Source organism: Winogradskyella aquimaris (assembly GCF_042676105.1).
Taxonomy (GTDB): Bacteria; Bacteroidota; Bacteroidia; order Flavobacteriales; family Flavobacteriaceae; genus Winogradskyella; species Winogradskyella aquimaris.
Window position 1 is genome coordinate 111,375 of record NZ_JBHTJQ010000004.1, and the last position, 26,157, is coordinate 137,531.

At 35.9% G+C, this 26,157-nt stretch carries 13 protein-coding genes; 12 read left to right on the forward strand and 1 reads right to left on the reverse strand.

Going from position 1 to position 26,157, the window contains the following annotated elements; genetic code table 11:
- The first annotated feature begins 52 nt into the window (after window positions 1–52).
- Together ACFQ1K_RS05015 and ACFQ1K_RS05020 are read left to right on the forward strand one after the other, a co-directional pair.
- Complete coding sequence (locus ACFQ1K_RS05015; protein ID WP_320556422.1) at window positions 53–904, forward strand: glycosyltransferase; 852 nt, start codon at window positions 53–55, stop codon at window positions 902–904.
- Window positions 905–1,001: 97 nt separating this feature from the next.
- Window positions 1,002–2,105: a glycosyltransferase family 4 protein gene (locus tag ACFQ1K_RS05020; RefSeq protein ID WP_320556421.1), complete on the forward strand. Its 1,104-nt coding sequence runs from the start codon at window positions 1,002–1,004 to the stop codon at window positions 2,103–2,105.
- Here the strand turns inward: ACFQ1K_RS05020 and ACFQ1K_RS05025 are convergent.
- Window positions 2,089–2,979: an ATP-grasp fold amidoligase family protein gene (locus ACFQ1K_RS05025; protein WP_320556420.1), complete on the reverse strand. Its 891-nt coding sequence runs from the start codon at window positions 2,977–2,979 to the stop codon at window positions 2,089–2,091. The genes ACFQ1K_RS05020 and ACFQ1K_RS05025 overlap by 17 nt on opposite strands.
- A 117-nt stretch (window positions 2,980–3,096) precedes the next feature.
- Between ACFQ1K_RS05025 and ACFQ1K_RS05030 the strand changes: the two genes are divergently transcribed.
- The 10 genes from ACFQ1K_RS05030 (at window position 3,097) to ACFQ1K_RS05075 (ending at window position 26,107) form a co-directional block, all read left to right on the forward strand.
- Window positions 3,097–4,512: a CCA tRNA nucleotidyltransferase gene (locus tag ACFQ1K_RS05030; protein WP_320556419.1), complete on the forward strand. Its 1,416-nt coding sequence runs from the start codon at window positions 3,097–3,099 to the stop codon at window positions 4,510–4,512.
- 26 nt (window positions 4,513–4,538) lie between these two features.
- Window positions 4,539–5,555 carry a COX15/CtaA family protein gene (locus ACFQ1K_RS05035; protein ID WP_320556418.1) on the forward strand — a complete coding sequence of 339 codons (1,017 nt, stop codon included), beginning with the start codon at window positions 4,539–4,541 and terminating at the stop codon, window positions 5,553–5,555.
- Between the two features lie 14 nt (window positions 5,556–5,569).
- Window positions 5,570–6,085: an IS1096 element passenger TnpR family protein gene (locus tag ACFQ1K_RS05040; RefSeq protein WP_320556417.1), complete on the forward strand. Its 516-nt coding sequence runs from the start codon at window positions 5,570–5,572 to the stop codon at window positions 6,083–6,085.
- Between the two features lie 118 nt (window positions 6,086–6,203).
- Complete coding sequence (locus tag ACFQ1K_RS05045) at window positions 6,204–7,106, forward strand: ABC transporter ATP-binding protein (RefSeq protein WP_320556416.1); 903 nt, start codon at window positions 6,204–6,206, stop codon at window positions 7,104–7,106.
- A 70-nt stretch (window positions 7,107–7,176) separates the two neighbouring features.
- Window positions 7,177–8,001, forward strand: a complete 825-nt coding sequence (locus ACFQ1K_RS05050) for an ABC transporter permease (RefSeq protein WP_320556415.1) — start codon at window positions 7,177–7,179, stop codon at window positions 7,999–8,001.
- 103 nt (window positions 8,002–8,104) lie between these two features.
- Complete coding sequence (locus ACFQ1K_RS05055; RefSeq protein ID WP_386133908.1) at window positions 8,105–11,548, forward strand: T9SS type B sorting domain-containing protein; 3,444 nt, start codon at window positions 8,105–8,107, stop codon at window positions 11,546–11,548.
- A gap of 2 nt (window positions 11,549–11,550) precedes the next feature.
- Window positions 11,551–14,010, forward strand: a complete 2,460-nt coding sequence (locus ACFQ1K_RS05060; protein ID WP_386133910.1) for a T9SS type B sorting domain-containing protein — start codon at window positions 11,551–11,553, stop codon at window positions 14,008–14,010.
- Between the two features lie 37 nt (window positions 14,011–14,047).
- Window positions 14,048–15,829, forward strand: a complete 1,782-nt coding sequence (locus ACFQ1K_RS05065) for a gliding motility-associated C-terminal domain-containing protein (protein WP_320556769.1) — start codon at window positions 14,048–14,050, stop codon at window positions 15,827–15,829.
- Window positions 15,830–16,247: 418 nt separating this feature from the next.
- Complete coding sequence (locus ACFQ1K_RS05070; protein ID WP_320556768.1) at window positions 16,248–21,083, forward strand: choice-of-anchor L domain-containing protein; 4,836 nt, start codon at window positions 16,248–16,250, stop codon at window positions 21,081–21,083.
- A gap of 110 nt (window positions 21,084–21,193) precedes the next feature.
- Window positions 21,194–26,107, forward strand: coding sequence for a choice-of-anchor L domain-containing protein (locus ACFQ1K_RS05075; RefSeq protein WP_320556767.1), 4,914 nt, complete (start codon window positions 21,194–21,196; stop codon window positions 26,105–26,107).
- The last annotated feature ends 50 nt before the right edge of the window (window positions 26,108–26,157 follow it).

The following is a 26,157-nucleotide window of genomic DNA, read 5'->3' on the forward strand; positions in this document are numbered from 1 at the left end:
TGCAAAAGTAGGTATTTAATTCTTTAATTTTGCCAACATTCAACCAGAGGCTATGTACAAGCATTATCTTATTACACGTTTTAATCTTAGAAATAAGAATTGGGAATTTACCAAGAACAACGAAACACTCTTAACTCGTGAATGGATGACCCATCGTATTGGTTTGTTCAGTAATTTTTGTTTGCCATCTGTAGCCAATCAATCCAATACCAATTTTAAATGGCTTTTGTTTTTTGATATCACAACGGATCAAGATTTTAAATCAGAAATCGAAAAACTTCTTCAACCTTACACACATTTTAAGCCATTTTATATAGATGGTATGGATGCTTTTCACAGCTCCATCAAAGATTATATCATTGAAGATAGCAAGGACTCAGATTATATAATTACTTCACGCATAGATAACGACGATTGCATTCATAGAGATTATATCGATACCATTCAATCTCAATTTCAATCACAAGATTTTATGGCCATTGACATTTTAAAAGGCTACTCACTACAAATTTCGCCCGAAATTATGCTGGGTAAAAAGGAGCACATTTTTAATCCCTTTATCAGTCTTATCGAAAAAAATGATAATCCAAAGACCGTTTGGTTTAGTGACCATAACATGTGGAAAAAAGAATCCAGACGAATAGAAATTGCTGATAAGCGTCTATGGATGTCAATCATCCACGAAAAAAACAAAGTCAATGAGTTTGATGGCTATGACAATGTAGCCTGGGAGACAATTAGAGCAAATTTTAAAGTGTCTGAACACATAGACAACAAAGTCACCAACGAGATTATTTCACATGACAAATGGAGGTATTTAAGCTTTAAAAATAAATGCTATGTCAACTATGTTTTAGCGAGTAAAAAGTTTAAAAAGGCTTTGGGTCTTTACAAGATTAAATAAAGTTTTCAATCTGAAATAAAATAAATTGACCTCATTTTATACATTCAGAAACAGAGTAATTTTTAATCCTTACTTTTGAATCCATAACTAAACTTACATGCGTTTAATTCAGTTTACCGCCTCCAATGGTTGGAGAGGACACGAACAAAAAATCATTTATCTATACGAGGCTTTTAAAGCTGAAGGCTATGTCGAAGATCAGTGGATTGTCTGCCCATCTGGTTCTGAAATAGAGCGTGTCGCGACCGGCAAAGGTATGCAGGTCATTCCCTTTGATTACAAATCTGAATACAGTTTATCATACGCCAAAACATTTAAGAAACTTGCAGAGGAAAAAAGAGCTACTGTTATTTTTATCCATAGTAGTAAAGCCCATACGTTGGCAGTTTTAGCACATTTTATTTTTAGAATGAAGGTCCCTTTGGTACTTTGTAGAACACTAATAAAACGTGTTGACACCAATTTCTTTAGAAAATGGAAATACAACTACAAAGGCATCAAAAAAATTATATGTGTGTCGCAACCTGTGGTAGAATCCTTAAAATTTGCCGTCAAAGATCATAGTCGTTTTACGGTTATTGGCAGTGTTACAGATGTCAATAAATTCAAAAAACAGAATGCTTCAGGTCTATTACATAGGGAATTCAATATACCAAAAGATTATAAAATAATAGGTAATATTGCCGAATTCACTGGCTTTAAAGACCATTATACTTGGGTAGACACGGTTGAAATATTAGTAAAGGAAAATAAAGTGAAAGCCAAGTATGTGCTCGTTGGTAAAGGCAGCCTAGAAGAGGATATAAAAAACTATGTTGAAGAAAAGGGACTTACAGAACACATCATTTTCACGGGCTTTAGACGTGATGTTCCTGAGATTTTACCCGAGTTCGATGTATTTCTTTTTACCTCTAACAATGAGCCGACAGGCGGTGTTTTATTAGAGTCCTATGCTTGTAAAGTACCTATTGTGGCGGCGGATGCTGGCGGAATATCAGAAGTTGTAGTTAATGGTAAAACCGGTTTACTCGCAGAAGTTGGTAATGCCAAAGATTTTGCTGAAAAAGTAATAGTATTAATTGAAGATAGCGACCTACAAAAATCCTTTACAGAACATGGCTATCAGTATCTTTTAGATAATTTTACAAAAAAGGTTATCTCCAAAAAAATGTACGACGAATTGGCTAAGCATCAGATTTAATAGGTAATTTTATAAGGTCACCCAATTCCTTATTCAAGCGTTCAACAGAAAGACGTTTTAAAGCTGCCCAAGGAAAGAAAGTGAGTTCACCAAAATAAGGTTTTCCACTTATAGAATATAGATCAACACGAACAAAAATAAATTCACTAGACAGTCTTTTGGCTATATCTACAAGTTCATCGAAATTATCTGGCTTTGGTAACTCTTCTTCAAGAAAATTTTTTGAATTAGAATCATCTGTAAGCTTTTTCCAGTTCAAATCATAATAGCAGTTTCTGTATTTTCCGTTATGGAAAGTTTTAGTCCAAACATATTTGGGCTCCCCGTGAATACAGAAAAATTTATAGTCAACAATGTTTTCGCTATCGGTTTGGTCTAAGTAATGTTCTGCTAAAATTCGTGGTTTTATAGCTCTGTAAATCGGCTCTTTGTACTTGTGATAATAATTTAATTTTAGAAATTTATTAAGCCTTTGCTTTACGTTAATAATATCTATTCGAGATTTATCTTCTACAATAACATTATAACCAGACCCATGGGTACCTTTCAACGCAAATTGGTTGGGTAATTGATCAAATGCAATATCCTCTACGTTATCATATATACCAATGAAATCCACAAGATACTTACTACCAATTTTATTTTTCACGAAATCTCTCACTTCGTATTTATCTACAAAATTCTTGTAGTCTTCATTATATAAGTTGAACTTTAGCCATTGCAATTTTTCCATAAACTCTGTCGGAGGATCAAGATGCAATTGCTTTCCATTTTTAAGGTAATATTGTGCTTTTACAAAAGCAAGATCAGCATTAGGCAAGTGCTTTAATAGTTTTGAAAGTAGCTGGTAATATTTTCTTTTAAAAAAATTCATTAGTTATAGTTAGACTGTAAAAATATCAATACTTTTTAATATGTATTAAAGGTTATTTCTATTTTAAAACAATTACAGTAAGTCGTATCTTTGCACAACCATTTTTAATACACAAAAATGAATCATAAACTCGCACTTAAGCATCCTATATTTGATGTTATTTCTCGATCAGCCGAAGCACTACAATTAAAGTGTTTTGTTATTGGTGGTTACGTAAGAGATTATCTTTTAGAACGCGAAAGTACTAAAGATATTGATATCGTTGCGGTTGGAAGTGGTATTGCCTTGGCAGAAGAAGTTTCAAAAAACTTACCAAATCACCCTAAAGTACAGGTGTTTAAAACTTACGGTACAGCCATGTTGCGCTATGAAGATATTGAAGTAGAGTTTGTAGGTGCGCGTAAAGAAAGTTATAACGAAGACAGCAGAAATCCTATAGTTGAAAATGGCACTTTGGAAGATGACCAAAATCGGCGTGACTTTACCATCAATGCTTTAGCTCTAAGCCTTAATGAAGAAGATTTTGGCGATCTGATAGATCCTTTCAACGGATTAAAGGATTTAGACCAAGGAGTAATCCGTACACCACTAGATCCAGATATTACCTACAGTGACGATCCCTTGAGAATGATGCGAGCCATTAGGTTTGCAACACAGCTCAACTTTGACATTGAAGAAGAGTCCCTAAAAGCCATATCGGCCAATAAAGACCGAATAAAAATAATATCAAAGGAACGCATTGTTACGGAATTACATAAAATTCTTGAAAGCAAACAACCTTCCATCGGTTTTATCTTGCTCGAAAAAACTGGTCTCTTAGGCTATATATTACCAGAACTCACAGCTCTCAAAGGTATTGATGAAATTGAGGGACAACGTCATAAAGATAATTTTTATCACACCCTAGAAGTTGTTGATAATATTGCCAAAACAACAGATAATTTGTGGTTGCGCTGGGCTGCACTTTTACACGACATCGGAAAGGCTCCAACCAAAAAATTCCATAAGACCATTGGCTGGACGTTTCATGCCCATGAGTTTGTGGGTTCTAAGATGGTATACAAATTATTTAAGCGACTTAAAATGCCATTAAATGACAAAATGAAATTTGTTCAGAAAATGGTACTCATGAGTTCTCGTCCAATTGTTTTGGCTAGTGAGGTGACAGATTCGGCAGTAAGGCGTTTGGTATTTGACGCAGGTGAGTATGTCGATGATTTAATGACCTTGTGTGAGGCGGATATCACCACCAAAAACCCTAAAAAATTCAAAAAGTACCATAACAACTTTAAGTTGGTAAGAGATAAGATCGTTGAAGTTGAAGAACGTGATCGTGTTCGTAATTTTCAGCCACCTGTTTCTGGTGAAGAAATTATGAAAGCCTTTAATTTAAAACCTTCAAGAGAAATAGGAATCATAAAGGAAGCCATAAAGGAAGCGATTCTTGAGGGTGATATCCCAAACGAACATGAGGCCGCCTACAACTTAATGATCGAAAAAGGAAAAAAATTAGGATTAACTATTCAAGATTAAAACAAAAATTTGCAAAAGAAAGAAAAATGAAAAAGGATAATAAAACCGTTATTTACTGGCTACTTACTGGTTGCATTCTAATTTTTATAATGGTTATTGTTGGTGGTATAACTAGGTTAACACATTCTGGTTTATCCATCTCAAATTACAAGCTAATTTCCGGTGTGATCCCTCCCATGAATGAAATCGAGTGGAATGAGGCTTTTGATTTGTATAAACAGTATCCAGAATATCAAAAATTAAACTATGGTATGTCTTTGGAAGAGTTTAAAGATATTTATTTCTGGGAATGGATTCATCGCGTCATTGGCCGTTTTATTGGATTGGTGTTCATTGTTCCTTTTGTTTATTTTTTAATTAGAAAACAACTTTCTAAATCCACAATTAAAAAATCCATTGTTCTTCTCTTAATGGGAGGATTTCAAGGTTTCTTGGGTTGGTATATGGTTAAGAGCGGTTTGGTAGACCGTCCGGATGTTAGCCATTATAGGTTAGCAGCACATTTAACGACAGCGTTTTTAACATTTGCCTATACTTTTTGGGTAGCTTTAGACTTGATCTTTCCAGATAAAAAAGCTGTAGACACAAAACTTAGAAACTTTATACGATTGGGACTAGTTGTTTTAATCATTCAAATTATTTATGGAGCCTTTGTTGCTGGATTAGATGCGGGATGGATTCATAACCATTGGCCCTTTATGAGTGAAGGTAAATTTATTCACGAGACAGTTTACACCGAACAAAACCCAACCTATCTCAATTTTATTGAAGGTAAAAGTGGTGTACAGTTTATACACAGAACATTGGCTTATGTTGTCGTCATTTTCATTTTGGCGATATGGTACAAGGCCACGCGCAAGGAGATATCAAAATGGCAGAAATTAGGTGTCAATAGCCTACTTCTTGTGGTTGGGATTCAATTTTTTCTTGGTGTACTTACCCTATTATTAGCAGTGCCTGTATGGCTAGGTGTTTTGCATCAGGTAGTTGCATTTATTTTGCTCAGTAGTATGGTTTTTACACTGCACCGTTTTAGTAAATAGTTTAAATTTGTACCATGATTTATAGATTTAGAGTCATTTTAGATAATGACACAGAAGACGATGTATTTCGCGATTTAGAAATTCGTGAAACAGACACTATGGAAGACTTACATAACATTATTACCCAATCTTTTGGTTTTGATGGTATGGAAATGGCTTCTTTTTACATAAGTGATGACGAGTGGAACCAAGGTGAGGAAATCGCTATGATGGATATGAGTGAAGGTGGTAATAAGGTTAGGATGATGAGTACGACCACTATTAAGGATGTGGTTCACGAAGCGTCACCAAAACTCATCTATGTCTATGATTTTTTAAGCATGTGGACCTTTTATGTGGAATTAGCAGAAATTGTGGATGAAGCAGTCGGTACGGATTACCCCAACCTTATGTTTGTTCATGGACAAATACCAGATGAAGCGCCAGATAAGACATTTGAGGCTGATGATGATTTAGATTTTAATGAGTTTGATGATGACCTAGATATAGACGATTACGATAATCTAGATTTTGACGAAAACTGGAATTGAATATTAAAAGCACCTTATTTTGGTGCTTTTTTATTTTTATGTAACAAAATTTAGAGACGCTCGTCTTATTCACATAACCAATCATTACTGAAGTTTCAGTATTAAAAACCAATCAATTTTGGAACAATCCATTCTAACAATCAATAATCTCACAAAGAAATTTGGCTACCTCACAGCTGTAAAAGATCTAAGTTTTACCATTAATAAGGGAAATGTTTACGGTATTTTAGGGCCTAATGGCAGTGGAAAATCCACCACTTTGGGTATTGTACTCAACGTGGTTAATAAAACAAGTGGAGACTTTCATTGGTTTGATGGCAATACCACCACCCATGATGCTTTAAAACAAGTCGGAGCTATTATAGAACGCCCAAACTTTTATCCTTATATGACTGCTGCAGAAAACCTTAAATTGGTATGCAGAATAAAGGGGGTAGATTACAGTAAAATTGATGAAAAATTGGAAGTTGTTGGGCTGTTAGATAGAAAAAATCATCAATTTAAAACCTACTCCTTAGGAATGAAACAACGTTTAGCTATAGCCTCAGCTTTGTTAAACGATCCTGAGATTTTAATATTGGACGAACCTACAAATGGTTTAGATCCACAAGGGATTCATCAAATACGTAAAATCATTAAAGAAATTGCGGCCAATGGTACAACGATTTTGTTAGCCTCGCACTTGTTGGATGAGGTCGAAAAAGTATGCTCGCATGTCGTTGTCCTAAGAAAGGGTGAAAAATTATACTCAGGAAGAGTTGATGAAATGATAAATAGTTATGGCTATTTTGAGCTCAAAACAGAAAAGCAAGATGAGCTTCTTAAAATACTAGAGAATAATCCAGACTTTGGAAAACTAAAAGTTGAAGGAGAATTAATTACGGCATTTTTAAATGAGCCCATGTCAGCTTCAGACTTTAACAAAATGATGTTTGACGAAGGTATTGTGTTATCACATCTTGTTAAACGAAAAGAAAGCTTAGAAGAGCAATTCTTACAACTAACCGATAACTTAAATTAATCATCGATTTGCTGACCTTATTTCAGTCAGAAATTCAATAATCAATAAACTATAATTAACCAATCAATATATGTTACGCCTTTTAAAATTAGAATTACAAAAATTATGGCTCAATAAGACCAGTAGAATTCTCATATTGGTATCTTTTATCTTGCCATTTACTGTATTGGTATTGTCATCGATAAAAATAAATTTCTTTGGTCTTTTTACTCTAGAATTGGGGGAGTTAGGTATTTTCAATTTTCCAATGATCTGGCACGTTACGACGTTTTTTGCCGCTCAGTTTAAATTTTTCTTTGCGATAGTTGTAGTGAGTATGATTGGTAATGAATATAGTAACAAAACGCTAAAGCAAAATTTGATAGACGGTCTTAGTAAAAAAGAGTTTATTCTATCCAAATTTTATACGATCGTATTTTTTTCATTATGTGCCACAGTATTAATAACCTTGGTATCATTTGTCATAGGCCTTATATACTCCAGTTATACAGAACCTTCCATCATTATAAGAGAAATCGAGTTTTTATTAGCTTATTTTGTCAAGCTTGTGGGCTTTTTTAGTCTATGTTTGTTCTTTGGTATGCTACTTAAGCGTTCGGCATTTGCGTTAGCTTTTTTATTCATTCAGTTTCTAATTGAATGGTTGATCTTTTGGTTCTTTAACTCAAAAGTAGGTAATGAAGTAGCGTGGAAGATCCATAACTTCATGCCGTTACAATCTATGTGGAATTTGGTAGATCAACCTATACAGCGTATTGCGATGACTAAATATCCTGATAGTAACGACATAGCTTATGATTATGCCGTACACTGGTACGAAATTGCTATTGTATTGGGTTGGTCTGCACTTTTCATCTTTTTATCTTATCAATTATTAAAAAAGAGAGATTTATAATAGCTTTGTAACAATTGCTATGATATTTTAATACAAAGAATGGGAGTTTTTGGGTTCTCCTTGTTATATTGTATTGATGTATGTAGTATACACCAAAGTTGTTATGAAAAAGAGTTGTCTTTTAGTATTTACCGTACTGTTTAGTGCCCTAACCTTTGCTCAAAGTGAAGCTTCATACTGGTATTTTGGACGTAATGCAGGTCTCAGATTTGATGCAACAACAGGAACCGTAACTGGTATTACAGATGGCCAAATTAATACACTTGAAGGTTGCACGTCTATTTCTGATGAAAATGGAAATCTTCAATTTTACACAGACGGACAGACCGTTTGGAACCGTAATCACCAAATTATGCCTAATGGAAACTATTTTAGTGGCACAGGATTGCTTGGTGATCCGTCTAGCACGTCCTCAGGTGTCATCGTTCCTAAACCGGAAAACCCAACCCAGTACTATATCTTTACAGTAGACGAACCACACCATGACAACGCATCCGTCTATCCTAATCAATTTAACGGAAACTATGATAGCGGTGGAACCGTTCCAGGTGCTGATGACGGCTTTAATAATGGCTTTAATTATTCCTTAGTGGATATGACACTCAATGGAGGATTGGGTGATGTTGTACCCACTGAAAAAAATATTCCACTTATAACATATGATCCCAACGATGATTTAGAGATTCGATTTAAATGTGCAGAAAAAATTACAGCAGTACGTGCTGAAGATTGTTCTTCATTTTGGGTTATTACACACTTTGGTGACTCCTTTTATTCCTTTAGAGTTGATATTAATGGAGTTGATACGACTCCTGTTGTTTCAACAGTAGGTCCATATGTTCCAATCGAGGGTTATCGCCGTAATGCCCTTGGCTATATCAAAACCTCTCCTGACGCCTCAAAATTATTGGTAGCACATTTTGGGTTCGCCACTACAACAGGTGGAAATGCTGGAGGCGGTGTATATTTATATGACTTTGATAACGAAACGGGTATTGTTTCCAATAATGTAGAGTTATACAGTCCACAAAATAATAATAGCCCTTATGGTGTTGAGTTTTCAGCTGAAAACCGTAAAGCCTATGCAACAGTTGGCTTGGGTATTCAAGGCAATGGTCCTAGTCAAGTTTTACAATGGGACCTTGAAAGTATAGATATTCCTAACTCAATGGAAGTAATTCATAGCTCTAACGCTTTCAGTGCAGGTGCATTGCAGCTAGGTATAGATAGAAGAATTTATAGGGCCCAGGTTGATTTATCCAACATAAATGGAACAGGAAGATTTCTGGGCGTCATTAACAATCCTGAACTAGACGGTTTAGCAGCAAATTATAACGAACAAGGAGTACTCGTTGATATCAATGGAAATAACCAAAATCTAAGTCGTATTGGCCTACCACCATTTATCCAGTCCTTATTCAATTCTGAAATAGATATCATAAGAAACGGTATAAGTACCACAGAATTACGCCTTTGCACGGGAGATAGCTACACCTTACAAGCAGATGATATTCCTGGTGCCGATTATGCTTGGTCTTTTGATGGCAATCCTATTGCAGGAAATAATCAAGCACAACTTTTTATTGACACTCCAGGGTTTTACGAAGTGTATATTGAGCCAAACAATGGCGATTGCCCTATTGAAGGTAGTGCCGTTGTTGGAGTTTTTGATATTCCCGTAGCAAATCCTGTTTCTGATGTCGTTGTTTGTGATGATTTTGGAAATGATGGTATTTTTGAAAATTTTGACTTTACCAATAAAAATGGTGAAGCACTTTCCACGCAATCGGCATCGCAGTATAATGTGCGCTATTTTGAATCTATGGATGACGCCAATACACTAGAAAATGAAATCACCTTCCCGTATACTAACATTAGTAACCCGCAAACCATTTACGTTAGGGTAGATAATATAAACAACACCAATTGTTTTGATGTGACTTCGTTTCAGCTTGAAGTGTTTAATACCCCTCAAATTGTCCAACTTAATAATATTGAATTTTGTGATAATGAAGGGGACCCAACCGATGGTTTTGCATCGATAGAATTGGGCGATTTAATTCCAAATATCAGAGGTGCCCAGCCAGAAACAGGCACAAGTATTACATTTCACCCTACGCAACAAGATGCGGATGATAATACATCTCCATTACCACTGTCTTACATAAATTCTATAGCGGTTAACGAAACTATTTTCGTTAGGATTGAAAACACAAACAATACGGATTGTTACAGTACCGGAAGTTTTCAGCTTACCATCAATGATGCACCAGTGGCAAATGACATTACTATTGTGCAGTGCGATGAAGATGGGATTCCCGAAGGGTTTACGACCTTTAATATTGGCTTGTTTAGCGATGAAATTGTCAATAACGAGCAAGATCGAAACGTTACTTATCACCTTTCATTTGAAGATGCCGAAAACAATATTAACCTTATTAATTCAAATACATTTGATAATTTCTTCAACCCACAAATTGTCTATGCAAGGGTCACCAACACATTGACCGGTTGTGTGAGTTTTAGCGAGGTCTCACTTGAGGTCAGTACGACATCCTCCAACAATGCCAGCCTTGCTGTGTGCGACGATGATGGAAACGAGGATGGTTTCGCCACCTTTAACCTCAATGACTCCAACGCTATCGTTCTGGCTGGTGCACCTGCTGGTTTGGACCTTAAATATTATGAAACCTATGAGGATGCCCTGGTGGAATCCAATCCTCTAGGCAATACTTTTACCAATACCATTCCTTATAATCAAACGATCTATGCACGTGTGGAAAATTCCAACGCCTGTTATGGCATTAGCCAAATCGAGCTGACCGTTTACGAGCTTCCACAAGTCGAGACGACTTTTGAAACCCTGTACTGCCTCAATAGTTTCCCAGATACTATTGTACTGAATGCCGGTATCCTTAATGGGTCCCCAAGTAATTTCCTGTTCGAATGGTCTACTGGCGAAAGCACAGCGACCATAGAGGTTGATGCTCCGGGCAGCTACAATGTTAGGGTGTCTAACGTTAACGGTTGTTTTAAGGACAGAACCATTACCGTGTTACCTTCGAATATTGCGACAATAGACGATATCGAAGTTAGGGATGCTTCAAACAATAACTCCATCACTGTTTTGGTTTCTGGCGAAGGTGATTATGAATATGCATTGGATGACATCGATGGTCCTTATCAGGATTCAAACATCTTTGAAGATGTACTGCCTGGATTATATACCGTCTTTGTAAGGGATAAAAATGATTGTGGTATTTCCGAAGAACTGGTATCGGTCATCGGCTTTCCAAAGTTCTTTACTCCAAATGGTGATGGAACCAATGAGTTTTGGCAGGTCAAGGGCATCAACAATCAATTCCAGGCCAACTCCTTCATCTTTATCTTTGACCGTTTTGGTAAATTGCTCGCAGAACTCGATCCGTTAGGCCCTGGATGGAACGGTACCTATAACGGGGCCAAGATGCCCGCCAGTGACTACTGGTTCAAGGTAGAGCTAGAAGACGGTAGAACCTTTACAAGCCATTTCTCTTTAAAACGATAATATTGAAACCAAATCTATTCCTAAATAAAAAACTAATAGCTATAGCTTTTTTATGTTATGGTATATTTTGTCAAAGCCAAGAGCCTAATGATTGTGTTAATGCTATTACAGTTTGTGGTAATTCTAGTTTTGTTTTTGATGTTAATGGAGAAGGTGTTGAAGAAGTACAAGGCTTAAGTAGTTGTGGTAGTGGAGAAAACAATAGCGTATGGTTTCAAATCACTATAGCAAATTCAGGGACCTTGGCATTTACCTTAACACCCAGTAGCAATGCTATTACAGAGGATTATGATTTTTTCCTTTTTGGTCCAAACGCCACATGTGGCAATCTTGGTGAGACTATAAGATGTTCTACGACAAACCCACAAGCGGCTGGTCAGGGTAATAATTTAACAGGTATGAGTCCTGACGACCCAGACCCTAATGAAGGTCCTGGTGCAGACGGTGATAGTTTCGTGAGTGATCTAGATGTTTTAGCAGGCGAAACTTACTTTTTAGTTATAGACAGACCAGTAGGAAATAGCCCCTTTTCACTAGAATGGACTGGTACAGCAACATTTCCTGAGAGTCCATCTAATCCACTTTTAGCAAATCCTAACCTTACGAGCCTTCCCGATTTGGACCTATGTGACAATGTTGCGCCATTTGATGACTTAATAACCGAAATTGATCTTACAGCCCTTACTCAAGATATTATAAATGGTCAAAGTGACGTTGCGGTGAGTTATCACAATACCGAAAACGATGCTAATGTTAATATAAATCCACTTGGAGAAATATTTACCAGTTTTTTCAGTACACAAACCATTTTTATACGTATTGAAAATACCACTACTAATTGTTACATTATTAACACATTGGATGTAAATGTTACTGGCCTCTCAAATTTTAATACACCAACTACTTATGAGCTTTGCGATGATGATTCGGATGGCGATGATCAAAATGGACAAACCAGTTTCGATTTTGATGTGAAAACACAGGAGATTATTAATGGTATTCTAGGTGCTAACTATAATATTAGTTACCATTTATCACAAACAGATGCAGAGGCTGATGCCTCTCCCTTACCCACAATTTTCACAAATACTACAGCTACTCCAACTGAAATTTTTGTTAGAATAGAAGACTTAACTAGCGGTTGTGTTGGATTTACCTCGTTTGATATTGTCGTTGCTGCCAAGCCAATTGCTAATGACGTATCGCTAATACAATGCGATGAAGACGGGATTCCCGAAGGGTTCACTACTTTCAATCTTAACGAAATTTCCAACGAAGTTACCAGTAATGTACCGAATACCAATGTCACCTACCACCTATCTCAATCAGATGCTCAAAATAATATTAACCCTATTAATTCAAATGCATTTGATAATTTCTTCAACCCACAAATTGTCTATGCAAGGGTCACCAACACATTGACCGGTTGTGTGAGTTTTAGCGAGGTCTCTCTTGAGGTCAGTACGACATCCTCCAACAATGCCAGCCTTGCTGTGTGCGACGATGATGGAACGGAAGATGGTTTCGCCACCTTTAACCTCAATGACTCCAACGCTATCGTTCTGGCTGGTGCACCTGCTGGTTTGGACCTTCAATATTATGAAACCTATGAGGATGCCCTGGTGGAATCCAATCCTCTAGGCAATACTTTTACCAATACCATTCCTTATAATCAAACGATCTATGCACGTGTGGAAAATTCCAATGCCTGTTATGGCATTAGCCAAATCGAGCTGACCGTTTACGAGCTTCCACAAGCCGAGACAACTTTTGAAACCCTGTACTGCCTCAATGGTTTCCCAGATACTATTATACTGGATGCTGGTATCCTTAATGGGTCCCCAAGTAATTTCCTGTTCGAATGGTCTACTGGCGAAAGTACAGCGACCATAGAGGTTGATGCTCCGGGCAGCTACAATGTTAGAGTGTCTAACGTTAACGGTTGTTTTAAGGACAGAACCATTACCGTGTTACCTTCGAATATTGCGACAATAGACGATATCGAAGTTAGGGATGCTTCAAACAATAACTCCATCACTGTTTTGGTTTCTGGCGAAGGTGATTATGAATATGCATTGGATGACATCGATGGTCCTTATCAGGATTCAAACATCTTTGAAGATGTACTGCCTGGATTATATACCGTCTTTGTAAGGGATAAAAATGATTGTGGTATTTCCGAAGAACTGGTATCGGTCATCGGGTTTCCAAAGTTCTTTACGCCAAATGGTGATGGAACCAATGAGTTTTGGCAGGTCAAGGGCATCAACAATCAATTCCAGGCCAACTCAACCATCTTTATCTTTGACCGTTTTGGTAAACTGCTCGCAGAACTCGATCCGTTAGGCCCTGGATGGAACGGCACCTATAACGGAGCCAAGATGCCCGCCAGTGACTACTGGTTCAAGGTAAAACTCGAAGACGGTAGAACCTTTACAAGCCATTTTAGTTTGGTGCGATAAATATAAATCTTAACTTAGTTTCATCAACTAAATAAATTTGAACGCATCTCATTTCATAAGATTTATAGTTCTCTTTTTTGCCATCGCTTCTTTGCATGCCCAAGATATTTCCTTGTTTCAACAATTCAATGGTCGATTTGATTATGTTGCCATAGGTAACACCTTGAATATTGCTGAAAATGGTCCTTTTGGACCTTGTACCATTGCGACCACATCTGCGGCAGATTTAAGCCTAGAAACCAATCAAAATATAGTTGCAGCATACCTCTATTGGGCAGGTTCAGGAACTGGTGATTTTGAAATTGCAGTTAACGATATACCCATAATTGCTGAACGTACCTTCAGCGATGCCTTAGATGCTAACCGCGTTTTTTTTGCAGCCTTCGCTGACATTACGGATATCGTATCAACACTGGGTAATAGTACATACACAGTTTCTGATTTTGATTTAAGCAATGTTATAACTCCCTACTGCCCTACTGGCACAAATTTTGGCGGCTGGGCCATATCTATTATTTATGAAGATGACACATTGCCATTAAACCAGCTTAACGTTTATGATGGGCTACAAAGTGTTCCAACGTTCTTAAGTATCACGTTGGACAATCTTAATGTTTTGGACAACGAAAATGCAAAGATTGGTTTTATTGCCTGGGAAGGTGATCAATCACTAGCGGTTAACGAACAGCTCACTATTAACGGAAACGTTATCAGTAACCCTCCTTTGAATCCTGCCAACAATGCATTTAATGGCACCAATTCATTTACTGGAGATACAAACCTCTATAATATGGATATTGATGTGTACAATATTCAAAACAATATTAGTGTTGGTGATACATCAGCAACCATTACACTTACGTCAGGTCAAGATTTTGTTATGATTAATAATATTATTACTGTTTTGAACAGTCAATTGCCAGACGCTACGATTGAAGTTGACGATTATGTGGTCAATTGTGGTGAAAATGAAATTGAATTATTCTATACTACAAATAATTTTAATAGTACTGATGTATTGCCTGCAAATACACCAATTGCATTTTATTTAGATGGCCTTCTTATTGGTCAAAGTCAGACTACAAACCCTATAAATATTGGGGAGTCCGAGTCAAACACAATTATTGTAACTGTACCTGAAGACTCAAACCCTAATTTAACCATAATTGCCATTGTTGATGACGATGGCACCATGTCTGGAATCGTAACTGAAACCAACGAAGACAATAATATTAATGTTGTTGATATTGAATTACTAGTCATACCGGACATAGTTACTTTACCAAGCTTAATAGGCTGTAACGAAGGTTTTGAAATTTCAACTTACAATTTGTATGATGCTTTAATTGATCTGGAGTATGAAGCAGATAATATTTCTTTTTATCTATCTCTCGATGATTTAGAAATGGCAACAAACTCTATTTTAATCCCATCTAATTATAGCAATACCTCAAGTCCAGAAACTATTTATGTTAGGCTAGAAAGTCCTCCATGTTATAAAGTCTATCAATTTGAGCTTACTATAGAGAACTGTCCTCCCTATGTGCCTAATGGTTTTTCACCAAACAATGATACCTTTAATGACTGGTTTAACATACAAGGACTTTACAATATTTTTACAGAACACCAGCTTAAAATCTATAACCGTTATGGTGATATTGTTTTTGAAGGTAACAATGAAAAACCATGGTATGGAAAAATAAACAGAGGAATAAACAATCATGGTAAAACCGTACCTGTTGGTACCTATTACTACGTTTTAAATCTTAATGATCCTGACTATCGACCAATGGTAGGTTGGGTGTACGTAAATTACTAAATTTGTTAAGGTTTTTATCCGTTAATCTTTTTCTTTTGCAGGTATAATAATCATCCTTTAATTTTAAAGTGCATATTGATGCAATCTCCCTTGCAGACATCATGTGCATTTCCCTCTTATTTTATTTATCGAAAGCTATGTTTTCCTTTATGGAAAGCAACAATATGGAATTTCAGGTTAATAGACATTATTGTTGAGGCTGTAATGTTTAAGAAATTTCAATTTGGGAAAGAGACCTCTTCATGAGGTCTTTTTTATGCTCTTTGTAAGAATAACGGATAAATTTGTTAACATTTAGTGTATTTTATCGTATTTTTTTGTATTTCATCTTAAATACTTTTAAATTTCACCCTTAATCGTACAAGATTATCAGCCCCAAATTGATATCTGATTGTGCATATTAAACTTAACCTAACGTATGGACTATATTAACCGCGCCCTCTTTATATGCCTATGCCTTTTTGGAGTTTATTCTTATGCACAGCAAATTACGGTTGATAATACTCTTAGTCCTCAAAATTTAATTGAAAATTATCTAATCCAAGGATGTGTAGAAGTTTCTAACGTAAGTTCACCCCAAAACGGAAATGTAGTGGGTTTAGGGAGCTTCGGTTATTTTGAAAGAGGAGCATCAAATTTTCCATTTGAAAATGGGATTATACTTACCACGGGAGATGCCAATTCAGCAGGCAACACAGAAAACACAGCGACTCTAAATGATGGCAATAGTAGCTGGGGAACGGATCCTGATTTAGAAGCAGCTCTAGGTATTACGCAAACACTGAATGCTACATCATTAGAATTTAATTTTATATCCATTTCCAATCAAATTCAATTCAATTATATTCTGGCATCAGAAGAATATTTTGGTAATTTTCCCTGTGAATACTCTGACGGGTTTGCATTTTTAATTCGAGAAGTTAGCTCTAGTGCACCTTATACCAATATCGCACTGATTCCTGGCACTACAATACCCGTTAACACCAACACAATTCACGATGAAATTGTTGGATTTTGTGATGCTTCAAACGAACAATATTTTGAAGGTTATAGCCTTGGCGATACCAATTACAATGGAAGAACTACAGTATTGTCCGCCACTGCTACCATTCAACCAAATGTGGAGTATCAGATAAAACTTGTCATTGCGGATCAAACGGATCAAAATTATGATTCTGCCGTTTTCATACAAGGCAATAGTTTTGATGCATCAGTAGATTTAGGTGAAGACTTTTCGACCTGTGCCGATGATGTTATTCTAAATGGTGATATTGGTAATCCACAGGCTACTTATTCTTGGTATTTTAATGATGTATTAGTTCCTGATGAAATTCAAAACACTCTAAACGTAACGCAAACAGGTAATTATCGTGTACGCATTGAAATCCCGCTTTCCGGTAGTACTTGTGTTATTGAAGATGATATTAACCTTACTCTAAGCTCCACCCAATCTTCAGGTCCAATATCAGATTTCGAAGTTTGTGATGACAGCAGTAACGATAGTATAGAAACGTTTGATTTAACTTTAAAAAATAGTGAAGTTTTAGCGTCTGTACCTCCATCGGACTATGTCATATCCTATCATTTTTCTGAGATAGAAGCACAAAATGGGCTTAACGCTATTAACAGCACCATTCAAAATATTACAAGCCCACAAACTATATATGTGAGAATTGAAGACACAAATAACGGCTGCTTGGCCTTTTCATCATTCAACTTAGTTGTCAATCCGCTTCCAAATATTAACAATCCATCACCTTTAGAAGTTTGTGATGACCAGGTTGCTGACGGATTTACAACCATAGACCTAAACATAAAAAATGACGAAATCACCAATGGCCTTACCAACCTTATAGTCACCTACCATAGTACACCTGCAGATGCAGCAATTGGCGTAAATCCATTGCCTATGCCTTATGTAAACACAAATAGTAACGAGCAAGTTTTTGTAAGTGTTAGAAACGAGTTTACAGGTTGTATTAGCACTACGAGTTTAGATATTACGGTTTTAGAAAATCCTGTAATAAACACTGAAGATCATTACATAGATGCCTGTGATGCAGACCACGATGGTTTTGCCATCTTTGACTTAACAAGTATAATTCCTGAGGTATTGCAAGGTTTAACTGGTGTTACAGTGACGTTTCATGAAACCAATGACGATGCCTTAACAGGAAGTAATCCTATAGCAGATGCCACCAATTACACCAATATTGTTTCTGAAGAACAGATTTTGTACATCAGAGTTGAAAATGACACTACAGGTTGTGCCTCGATTACACCTGTAGAAATCCATACAAACCTATTATTGACTGCAACTGATATTAGCGATGTGAGTCTATGCGATATTGATAATGATGGTGTTGAGGAATTCAACTTTTTATCTATAGCTGCAGGAATTATTAATGATTTGCCTGAAGAGTTTGCGATTTCTGTTGAATTCTATTTAACTGAAACTGATAGAGACAATCAGCAAAATGCCATAGACCAAACTGTTCCTTTTATACCCAATAGTAATCCTCAAACCATTTACTTAGGACTAACAAGTGTAACATGTTACGACATAGAACAGATCGATTTAATTTTAGTTCCCGTTTATGAATTTGAAAATATAGTTAGCCAGACCGTCTGTGACGAAGATCAGGATGGTGTTACAACAACGGACTTGTCGCAATTTGATGCTTTGGTCACAGATAATCTTGAAGGATTTAATGTGTCCTATTTTTTAACCGAGGAAGACGCCAGAAATAATACTAATGTATTACCTAATTTTTACACGAACTCAACAAATCCTTTTACAGTTTATCCCAGAATTACGTCTGACGAATCAGGTTGTTCAGACATTACCTTTTTTGAAATCACGGTTTTAGAGGCACCTTTAACTTCAACTCCTTCAAATATCATAATTTGTGATAATGATCAAGATGGTTTATTTACTATAAATTTACTAGACAGTATTTCACAGGTGGTGAGCAACACCAACGACAGACAAATTACTTTTCATACAAGCCAAACCGATGCAGATAATGGCACCAATACCATAACCAATGTAAGTAATTATAGTGCTCAAACTGAAACTGTTTATATCAGAGTCGAAAACACAAACACAGGCTGTTATTCTGTAGAATCCTTACAAATAACCGTAAACACTTTACCTGTTTTCACAACCATAGACAATTATAGAATTTGTGAAGATAGTAGTGATGGTTTTGCAGATTTCATTTTTAGCACTAAAGATGCCGAGATTTTAAATGGTCAAACGGGTAAGGACGTCTCATATTATTTAAGCCAAGAGGATGCTGACACCAGAACAAATGCTATTGATAAAGATGTCCCCTATCAAAACATCTCAACTCCTCAGACTATTTTTGTAAGAGTAGAAAATATAACTGATCAAGATTGTTATGGTACATCCAGTTTTATTATCGAAGTTGGTACAAACCCTGTTTTTAATGAGCCTACAGATTGGTTTGTTTGTGATGACTTATCTAATGATGGTAACGAAACCTTTGATTTATCAACCAAGATTACAGAAATATCACAGGGAATAGCAGATGACCTTAACATTACATTTTACACCTCTTATAACGATGCAGAAAATGGTATAAATACCATACCTCTAGATTATACTAATACAGTCAATCCTCAAACCATTTTTGTTCAGATTGATAATGGCACGATATGCAATTCTATTACGTCTTTTGAATTAAATGTAATACAAGTACCAGATGTTAACCCTTCTGTTCCATTAACAGAATGTGATACAGATTACGATGGGTATACAGTCTTCGATTTAACTAATGCCGAATTTGATATTTTAGATGTAAGACAAGACGATATCGAAATTTCATATTTTGAAAATTATAATGACGCGGAAGCCGATAGCAATAGCATTTCAAATCCGGAAGCATATACAAATATCAGTAATCCACAAACTGTTTACATCAAAATAAATAATACCATCTCAAACTGTTATGTCTTGGTACCAATTGAACTCAATGTAAATATGCCTCCTGTTATAAATGAGTTTCAATCATACGATATTTGTGAGAATGAGGATAATAGTTTCGACTTAACCGAAATTAATGAAGTTATTATGGACGAAAGCTTTAATGTACTTTTCACTTACTATACAAATGAAGCAGATGCCTATGCCAATGAAAATGCACTAAATACTCATTACACCTATTTAACCAATAACGACACTTTGTTTGCGCGAGCTGAATTTAGTACCACCCATTGTTTTATGGTATATGAGTTTACCCTTAATGTAAATCCCCTTCCTATTGCTAATCAGCCTAATGATTTAGAGTCTTGCGATGATGATTTTGACGGCCTGTTAGAATTTGATTTAACACAACAGAACACACAAATACTTGGAACTCAAAATCCATTCAATTATACGATAACTTATCACAACTCAGAAGAAGACGCTCAGCTAAACTTATTGCCTTTAGATACCAATTACTTCGCTTTTGATTCTGAAATTATTTTTGCTAGAGTAGAAAACAATATTACAGGTTGCTACACAATCACCCAATTTTCAGTCATTATTCATCCATTACCTGTAATTGATATTGAAGATCAAGTAATCTGTTTAGAAAATTTACCTTTAATTGTTTCAGCCAATACCAACAATCCAACAGATACTTACCTATGGTCTACTGGCGAAACGTCTGAAAATATAGAAATAACAGAAATTGGAACATATTGGGTAAGCGTGACAAATGAATATGGTTGCGAGAATTCACGTGTATTTAGTGTCTCTGAGTCCGAAGCTGCGACCATAGAAGCTACTGAAGTTATCGATTTTTCTGACCCAAACAATATTACGGTTACTATAACTGGTATTGGTAATTATCTGTATCAATTAGATGATGGTGAACCTCAACAATCTAATGTTTTTGAAAATGTACCGATGGGTTACCATACAATTACAATTATAGACCTTAATGGCTGCTCTGAAGTAACAAGAGATGTTTTAGTTATTGATATTCCAAAGCATATGACACCAAATAACGATGGTCAGTTTGATAGATGGCATATTATTGGTGTTGAAACCTTACCAGGAACCATTATTCATATATTTGATCGTTACGGGAAGCACTTAACAACATTGACCCATGATGGACCAGGATGGGATGGCACCTTCAATGGGTATAAATTACCAGCAAGTGACTACTGGTTTGTGGCCAATGTGGTTCGTGGCAGTGAATCATTTCAGGTCAAAGGTCACTTTGCCATTCGTCGTTAAATTCTTATTTAGAGCAAATTATTTCTTAAAATAGAATAAGAAATACGCATTTTCATATCTTTGATTTTGAGAGTATACAAGTTAAACTTCTATACTTTTAAAAATCAGCTATGATAAGGAATAGATTACTTACTCTTCTCCTCGTTTTGTCGTCTGTATGTGTTTTGTTTTCACAACAAATCACGACTGATAATTCGTCGACCACGCAACAGCTTATCCAAGATATGGTAGGTGATAATTGCGCGACGGTGAGTAATATATCATCACCTTACAATGGGAACATTAATAACATTGTAAGTTATGGAAGCTTTAATAGCAATTCTTCAAGTTTTCCATTAGAAAATGGCATCATATTGTCTACTGGAAATGTCAGCAAAGCTGGCAATTCGCTTATAACTGATAATCTAAGTGATGGCGACATCAACTGGGAAACAGATCCCGACGTTCTCAACATACTAGGTATAGACCAAACATTGAATGCAACATCCATTCAGTTTAATTTTAGTACTGCAAATAATTTTTTAGCCTTCAGGTATGTTTTTGCATCAGACGAATATCAGCAAGATTATCCTTGTAACTTTAGGGATGTTTTTGGTATTCTAATAAGACCTGCTGGTAGCGCAGACCCTTTTGTAAACATTGCATTAGTTCCTAATACTACTACCGAAGTTAGCACAAATACCATCCATCCAAATATTAATGGATTTTGTGATGCTGTAAATGAAGAATATTTTCAGGGCTACAACTTACCAAGCACAAACTTTAATGGGCAAAGTGTCGTATTAACTGCCAATACAGCAGTAACTCCCAATGAGGTTTATGAAATAAAGTTTGTAATTGCGGATCATATAGACCAACGTTTTGACTCTGCTGTTTTTATTGAAGCACAAAGCTTTGGTGGTGCCATTGACCTTGGTCCAGACCAAGTTCTCTGTGGTAACGACTTTTTCACACTAGATGCTGATATCAATAATCCTGCAGCGAATTATACTTGGTATTTAAACGATGTTGTAATCCCAGGTGAAACCAATTCAACATTAGAAGTAAATGAGGAAGGTGTTTATCGTGTAGAAATTGAGCTACCATTAACCGGAGGTAATTGTATCTTATCTGATACTGTTCAAATCGAAGTTATACCATTTCAACCTGCTGCACCAATAGAAGATGTTTTTATTTGTGATTCAATAGAACCAATAGGTATTTCAAGTTTTGATTTTTCAACTTTAAAAGACGATGAAATCTTATCTGCTCTGCCATCCGACGACTATGTGATTTCCTATCATCTCACCCAAAATGATGCACAAGACAATACAAATCCAATTGTTGGCACTTATGAAAACTCAGAACCTATTGAAACGATCTTTGTTAGAATTGAAAGTTTGGATGGTAGCTGCTTACAGCTTGGAAGTTTTAATATTCAAGTAGATTTTTCTCCAAGCACTCAAGACTATGACTTGGAAGTGTGCATAGACCAAATTGCAGATCCAGGCATTAATGATATCAATCAGCTGAGAGGTATACTTGCAGATAATAATCTAGATAGAGAGATTCGATTTTACATGACGGAAGAGGATGCCATTAATCTAGAAAATGAAATTTTTGATTTTCCTGATTTTAGCACGCAGCCACCTTATGTCGTCGCTAGGATAGCTTTAGACGATCAGCCGGAAAGTTGTTATTCCCTGGCCTATCTAAACTTTATCTACATTGGGCCACCACCATTATTTACAGATCGACTTATTTTAGATGCATGTATTGATCCGGATTACGAAGAGTTTGATGGTTCCACACTTCTAACTTACAACAATGTTCCTGTGACCTTTGACTTGGAAGCCTATTTCAATACCATAGAAACTGAAATTTTTCCTGGATCTACTGTTAGAACATTAGAGCTTTATGGTCTTGGAAACCCAAGGTCTTTTACCCTTACCAATTCTCCATCCTTTACCTTTAGATTAGGCATCTCTTTTGAAAATGGCAACTGCTTTTCTGAAATTGCTTTAGAAGTTCATAAAAACTACTTGTTTAATGTTGTAGGTGAAGAAAAAGATATCAATAGGTGTGATGACAATTCAAATGATGGCATTGTTGCATTTAATTTTGATGAGATGAGATCCGAAATCATTGACGGATTAACACCAGAGTACACACCAAATCTGTTTATAGAGTACTATGCATCTGAGGAAGATAGAGCTGCTGGAATCAATGAAATTGATCAAAATAATGACCTCATTGTAAATGATTCTGAAACTTTGTATGTCGAAGTTTATTACGTCATTAATGGCATTGTGGGCTGCTCCATTGACGCCCGAATAAATCTTAATGTTGAAACGGCATTAAATCTTCCGGATTTCAACTTAGATTACTGTGGCAACACAAATCCCATCAGCAATACTACTAATATCATATTAGAACCCGTAGCAAGCCAAATCAGAAGTGAAATTCTCACAAATTCAAACTCAGTCGTGGCTGTAGATTTCTATTTGACTGAAGATGATGCGTTAAATGAAGAAAACCCATTAATTAACAATTACAACCTTAGTGAAGGACAAATACTGTTTACAAGAGTTACCAATGCCTTTACAGGATGTTTTGATATCGCAGAAGTATCGCTAAATATTACAGCTGCCTTAGAAGCTACGAATCCTGATTCCATTATTATATGTGATACCGACCAAAACCTTATAGAAACTGTAAATCTTGAAGTAGCTTTAGAGGAATTTCCTAATGAAAATACAGATATCAGTTATTCGTTCTACGAATCGTTTAACGATGCTATTGATGAAAATCGTGACTTTTTAGCCATTTCAGATCCAGAAAATTATACCACTTCCAGTAGAGAAATATTTATAAGAGCTGATATCGAATCAGAAAATTGTTTCAGTATTTTTAGTTTTAATGTGCTTATCTATGCAGATCCACAACTAAATGCTATTTCAGATATAATCAATTGTGAAGTCGACCCCAACTTACCGTCAGACTTCATTTTTGAAAATAAGGATGCTCAAATTATAGGAAATCAACAAGGTATGCAGGTCCTTTATTTCGAATCTGAATTAGAAGCTATAAACAGGGAAAATCCCATAGATAAAACTATACCTTACCAAAACACATCCAATCCTCAAACCATTTTTATTAGGCTAGAAAATGAAGCTGGCAATAGCTGTTTTAAAGTCGCTCCTATGCAAATTGAAGTTAGAGAAACGCCAGATTACAACTTGCCTTCTGACGTTTTTGAATGTGATGTTAATAACACGGGATTAGCTACAATTAATCTTAATGAAAAAATTGAGGAAATTGAATTGGATAGCACAACAGACCTCAATATTTCATTTCATTTAACACCACTTAATGCTGAACTTGGCACCAATCCAATTCCTTTAAATTATACGACAACGAGTAATCCTCAAATCATCTACGCTAGAATCGAGAATGCACTTTCTGGATGCTATGCTATGGAAACATTTTCTTTAAACACTTTATTACTGCCAGAAGTCAATTACGGACAATCTTTAGAAGCTTGCGGAAATAATTACGACAACATAGTTGAGTGGGATTTAACGGATATTGAACTTAGTATTTTGGATGGTAGACAGTATAATTTAGACTTTACCTATTTTAATTCTGAAGCTGATGCACAGAATAACACCAATGCCATTGCAAACCCTACGACATATACTAATTCCTCAAGTCCTGAAACTATCTATGTAAGAGTCAGAAATGCGAGTACTGATTGCTTTGCTGTTGCTCCTTTTGAATTAATCATAAATGCACCACCAATAATTAATGATTTCGGAACCTACGATATATGTGATAATGACGAAAATTCAATAGACCTTCAAGACATCAATAACCTCTTACTAGATAACACTTTCAATATTCTCATAAGCTATCATACGTCTATTGAAGATGCTGAAAATAACAGTAACCCGTTAAATAACACCTACAGTTACACTAATACTTTAGAAACTTTAGTCGCAAGAATAGAATATAGTACCACAGCATGCTATGTGGTTTATCCTTTTGCAATACGTATAAATCCACTTCCAATTGCAAATCCACCTAACGACATCGTAGAATGTGACGATGATTTTGATGGTCTCTTAATTGTTGATTTATCACAACAGGATACTTTGGTTTTAAACGGTCAAAATCCAAATGAGTTTATGGTAAGTTATTATGCATCTGAGGAAGAGGCAATAGAAAACGTTAACCCTTTGAGCAGTGACTACCTGGCCTCAAACAATGAGGTTATTTTTGTGAGAGTTGAAAATAATTTGACAGGTTGTTTTAATGTTACTCAGTTTACTATAAGTATCAATCAAAAACCTTTAATAGCTATAGAAGATCAAATACTTTGCCTAAATGATTTACCATTAGTGGTTTCAGGAGAAACAAATAATCCAAATGATAGTTACTTATGGTCTACCAATGAAACTTCATCTTCCATAGAAATCACAGAAGTTGGCACCTATTCACTTACCGTTACCAATACTTTTGGGTGTGAATCGACATCAACATTCACTGTTACCGAATCGAATTCAGCAACTATAGATGTTGTAGAAACTATTGATTTTTCAGACCCTAACAACATTACGGTAACAGTATCTGGTATTGGTAACTATTTGTATCAGTTAAATGACTTGCCGTTTCAGTCTTCTGGCGTTTTCAATAACGTACCAATTGGGTACAATACCATAACTATTATCGATCAAAATGGATGTGCGCAAATTACAAGGGAAGTTTTGGTAATCGACACACCAAAACACTTAACACCAAATGGAGATGCTAATTTTGACACCTGGCATATAACAGGAGTTGAAACCTTACCAGGCACAATCATCTATATTTTTGATCGCTATGGAAAACTCTTAAAGACACTTACACATACCTCTCCTGGTTGGGATGGCACATACAATGGTAATCCTATGCCTTCTGGTGATTACTGGTTTGTTGCTAAAGTTAGACAAGACTCTAGGTTCTTCGAAGTTAAGGGTCATTTTGCGCTTAAGCGGCAGTTATAACCAATGCTTAACATTTTTTGACAGCAACTATATGTATCTTTGCATGCTCT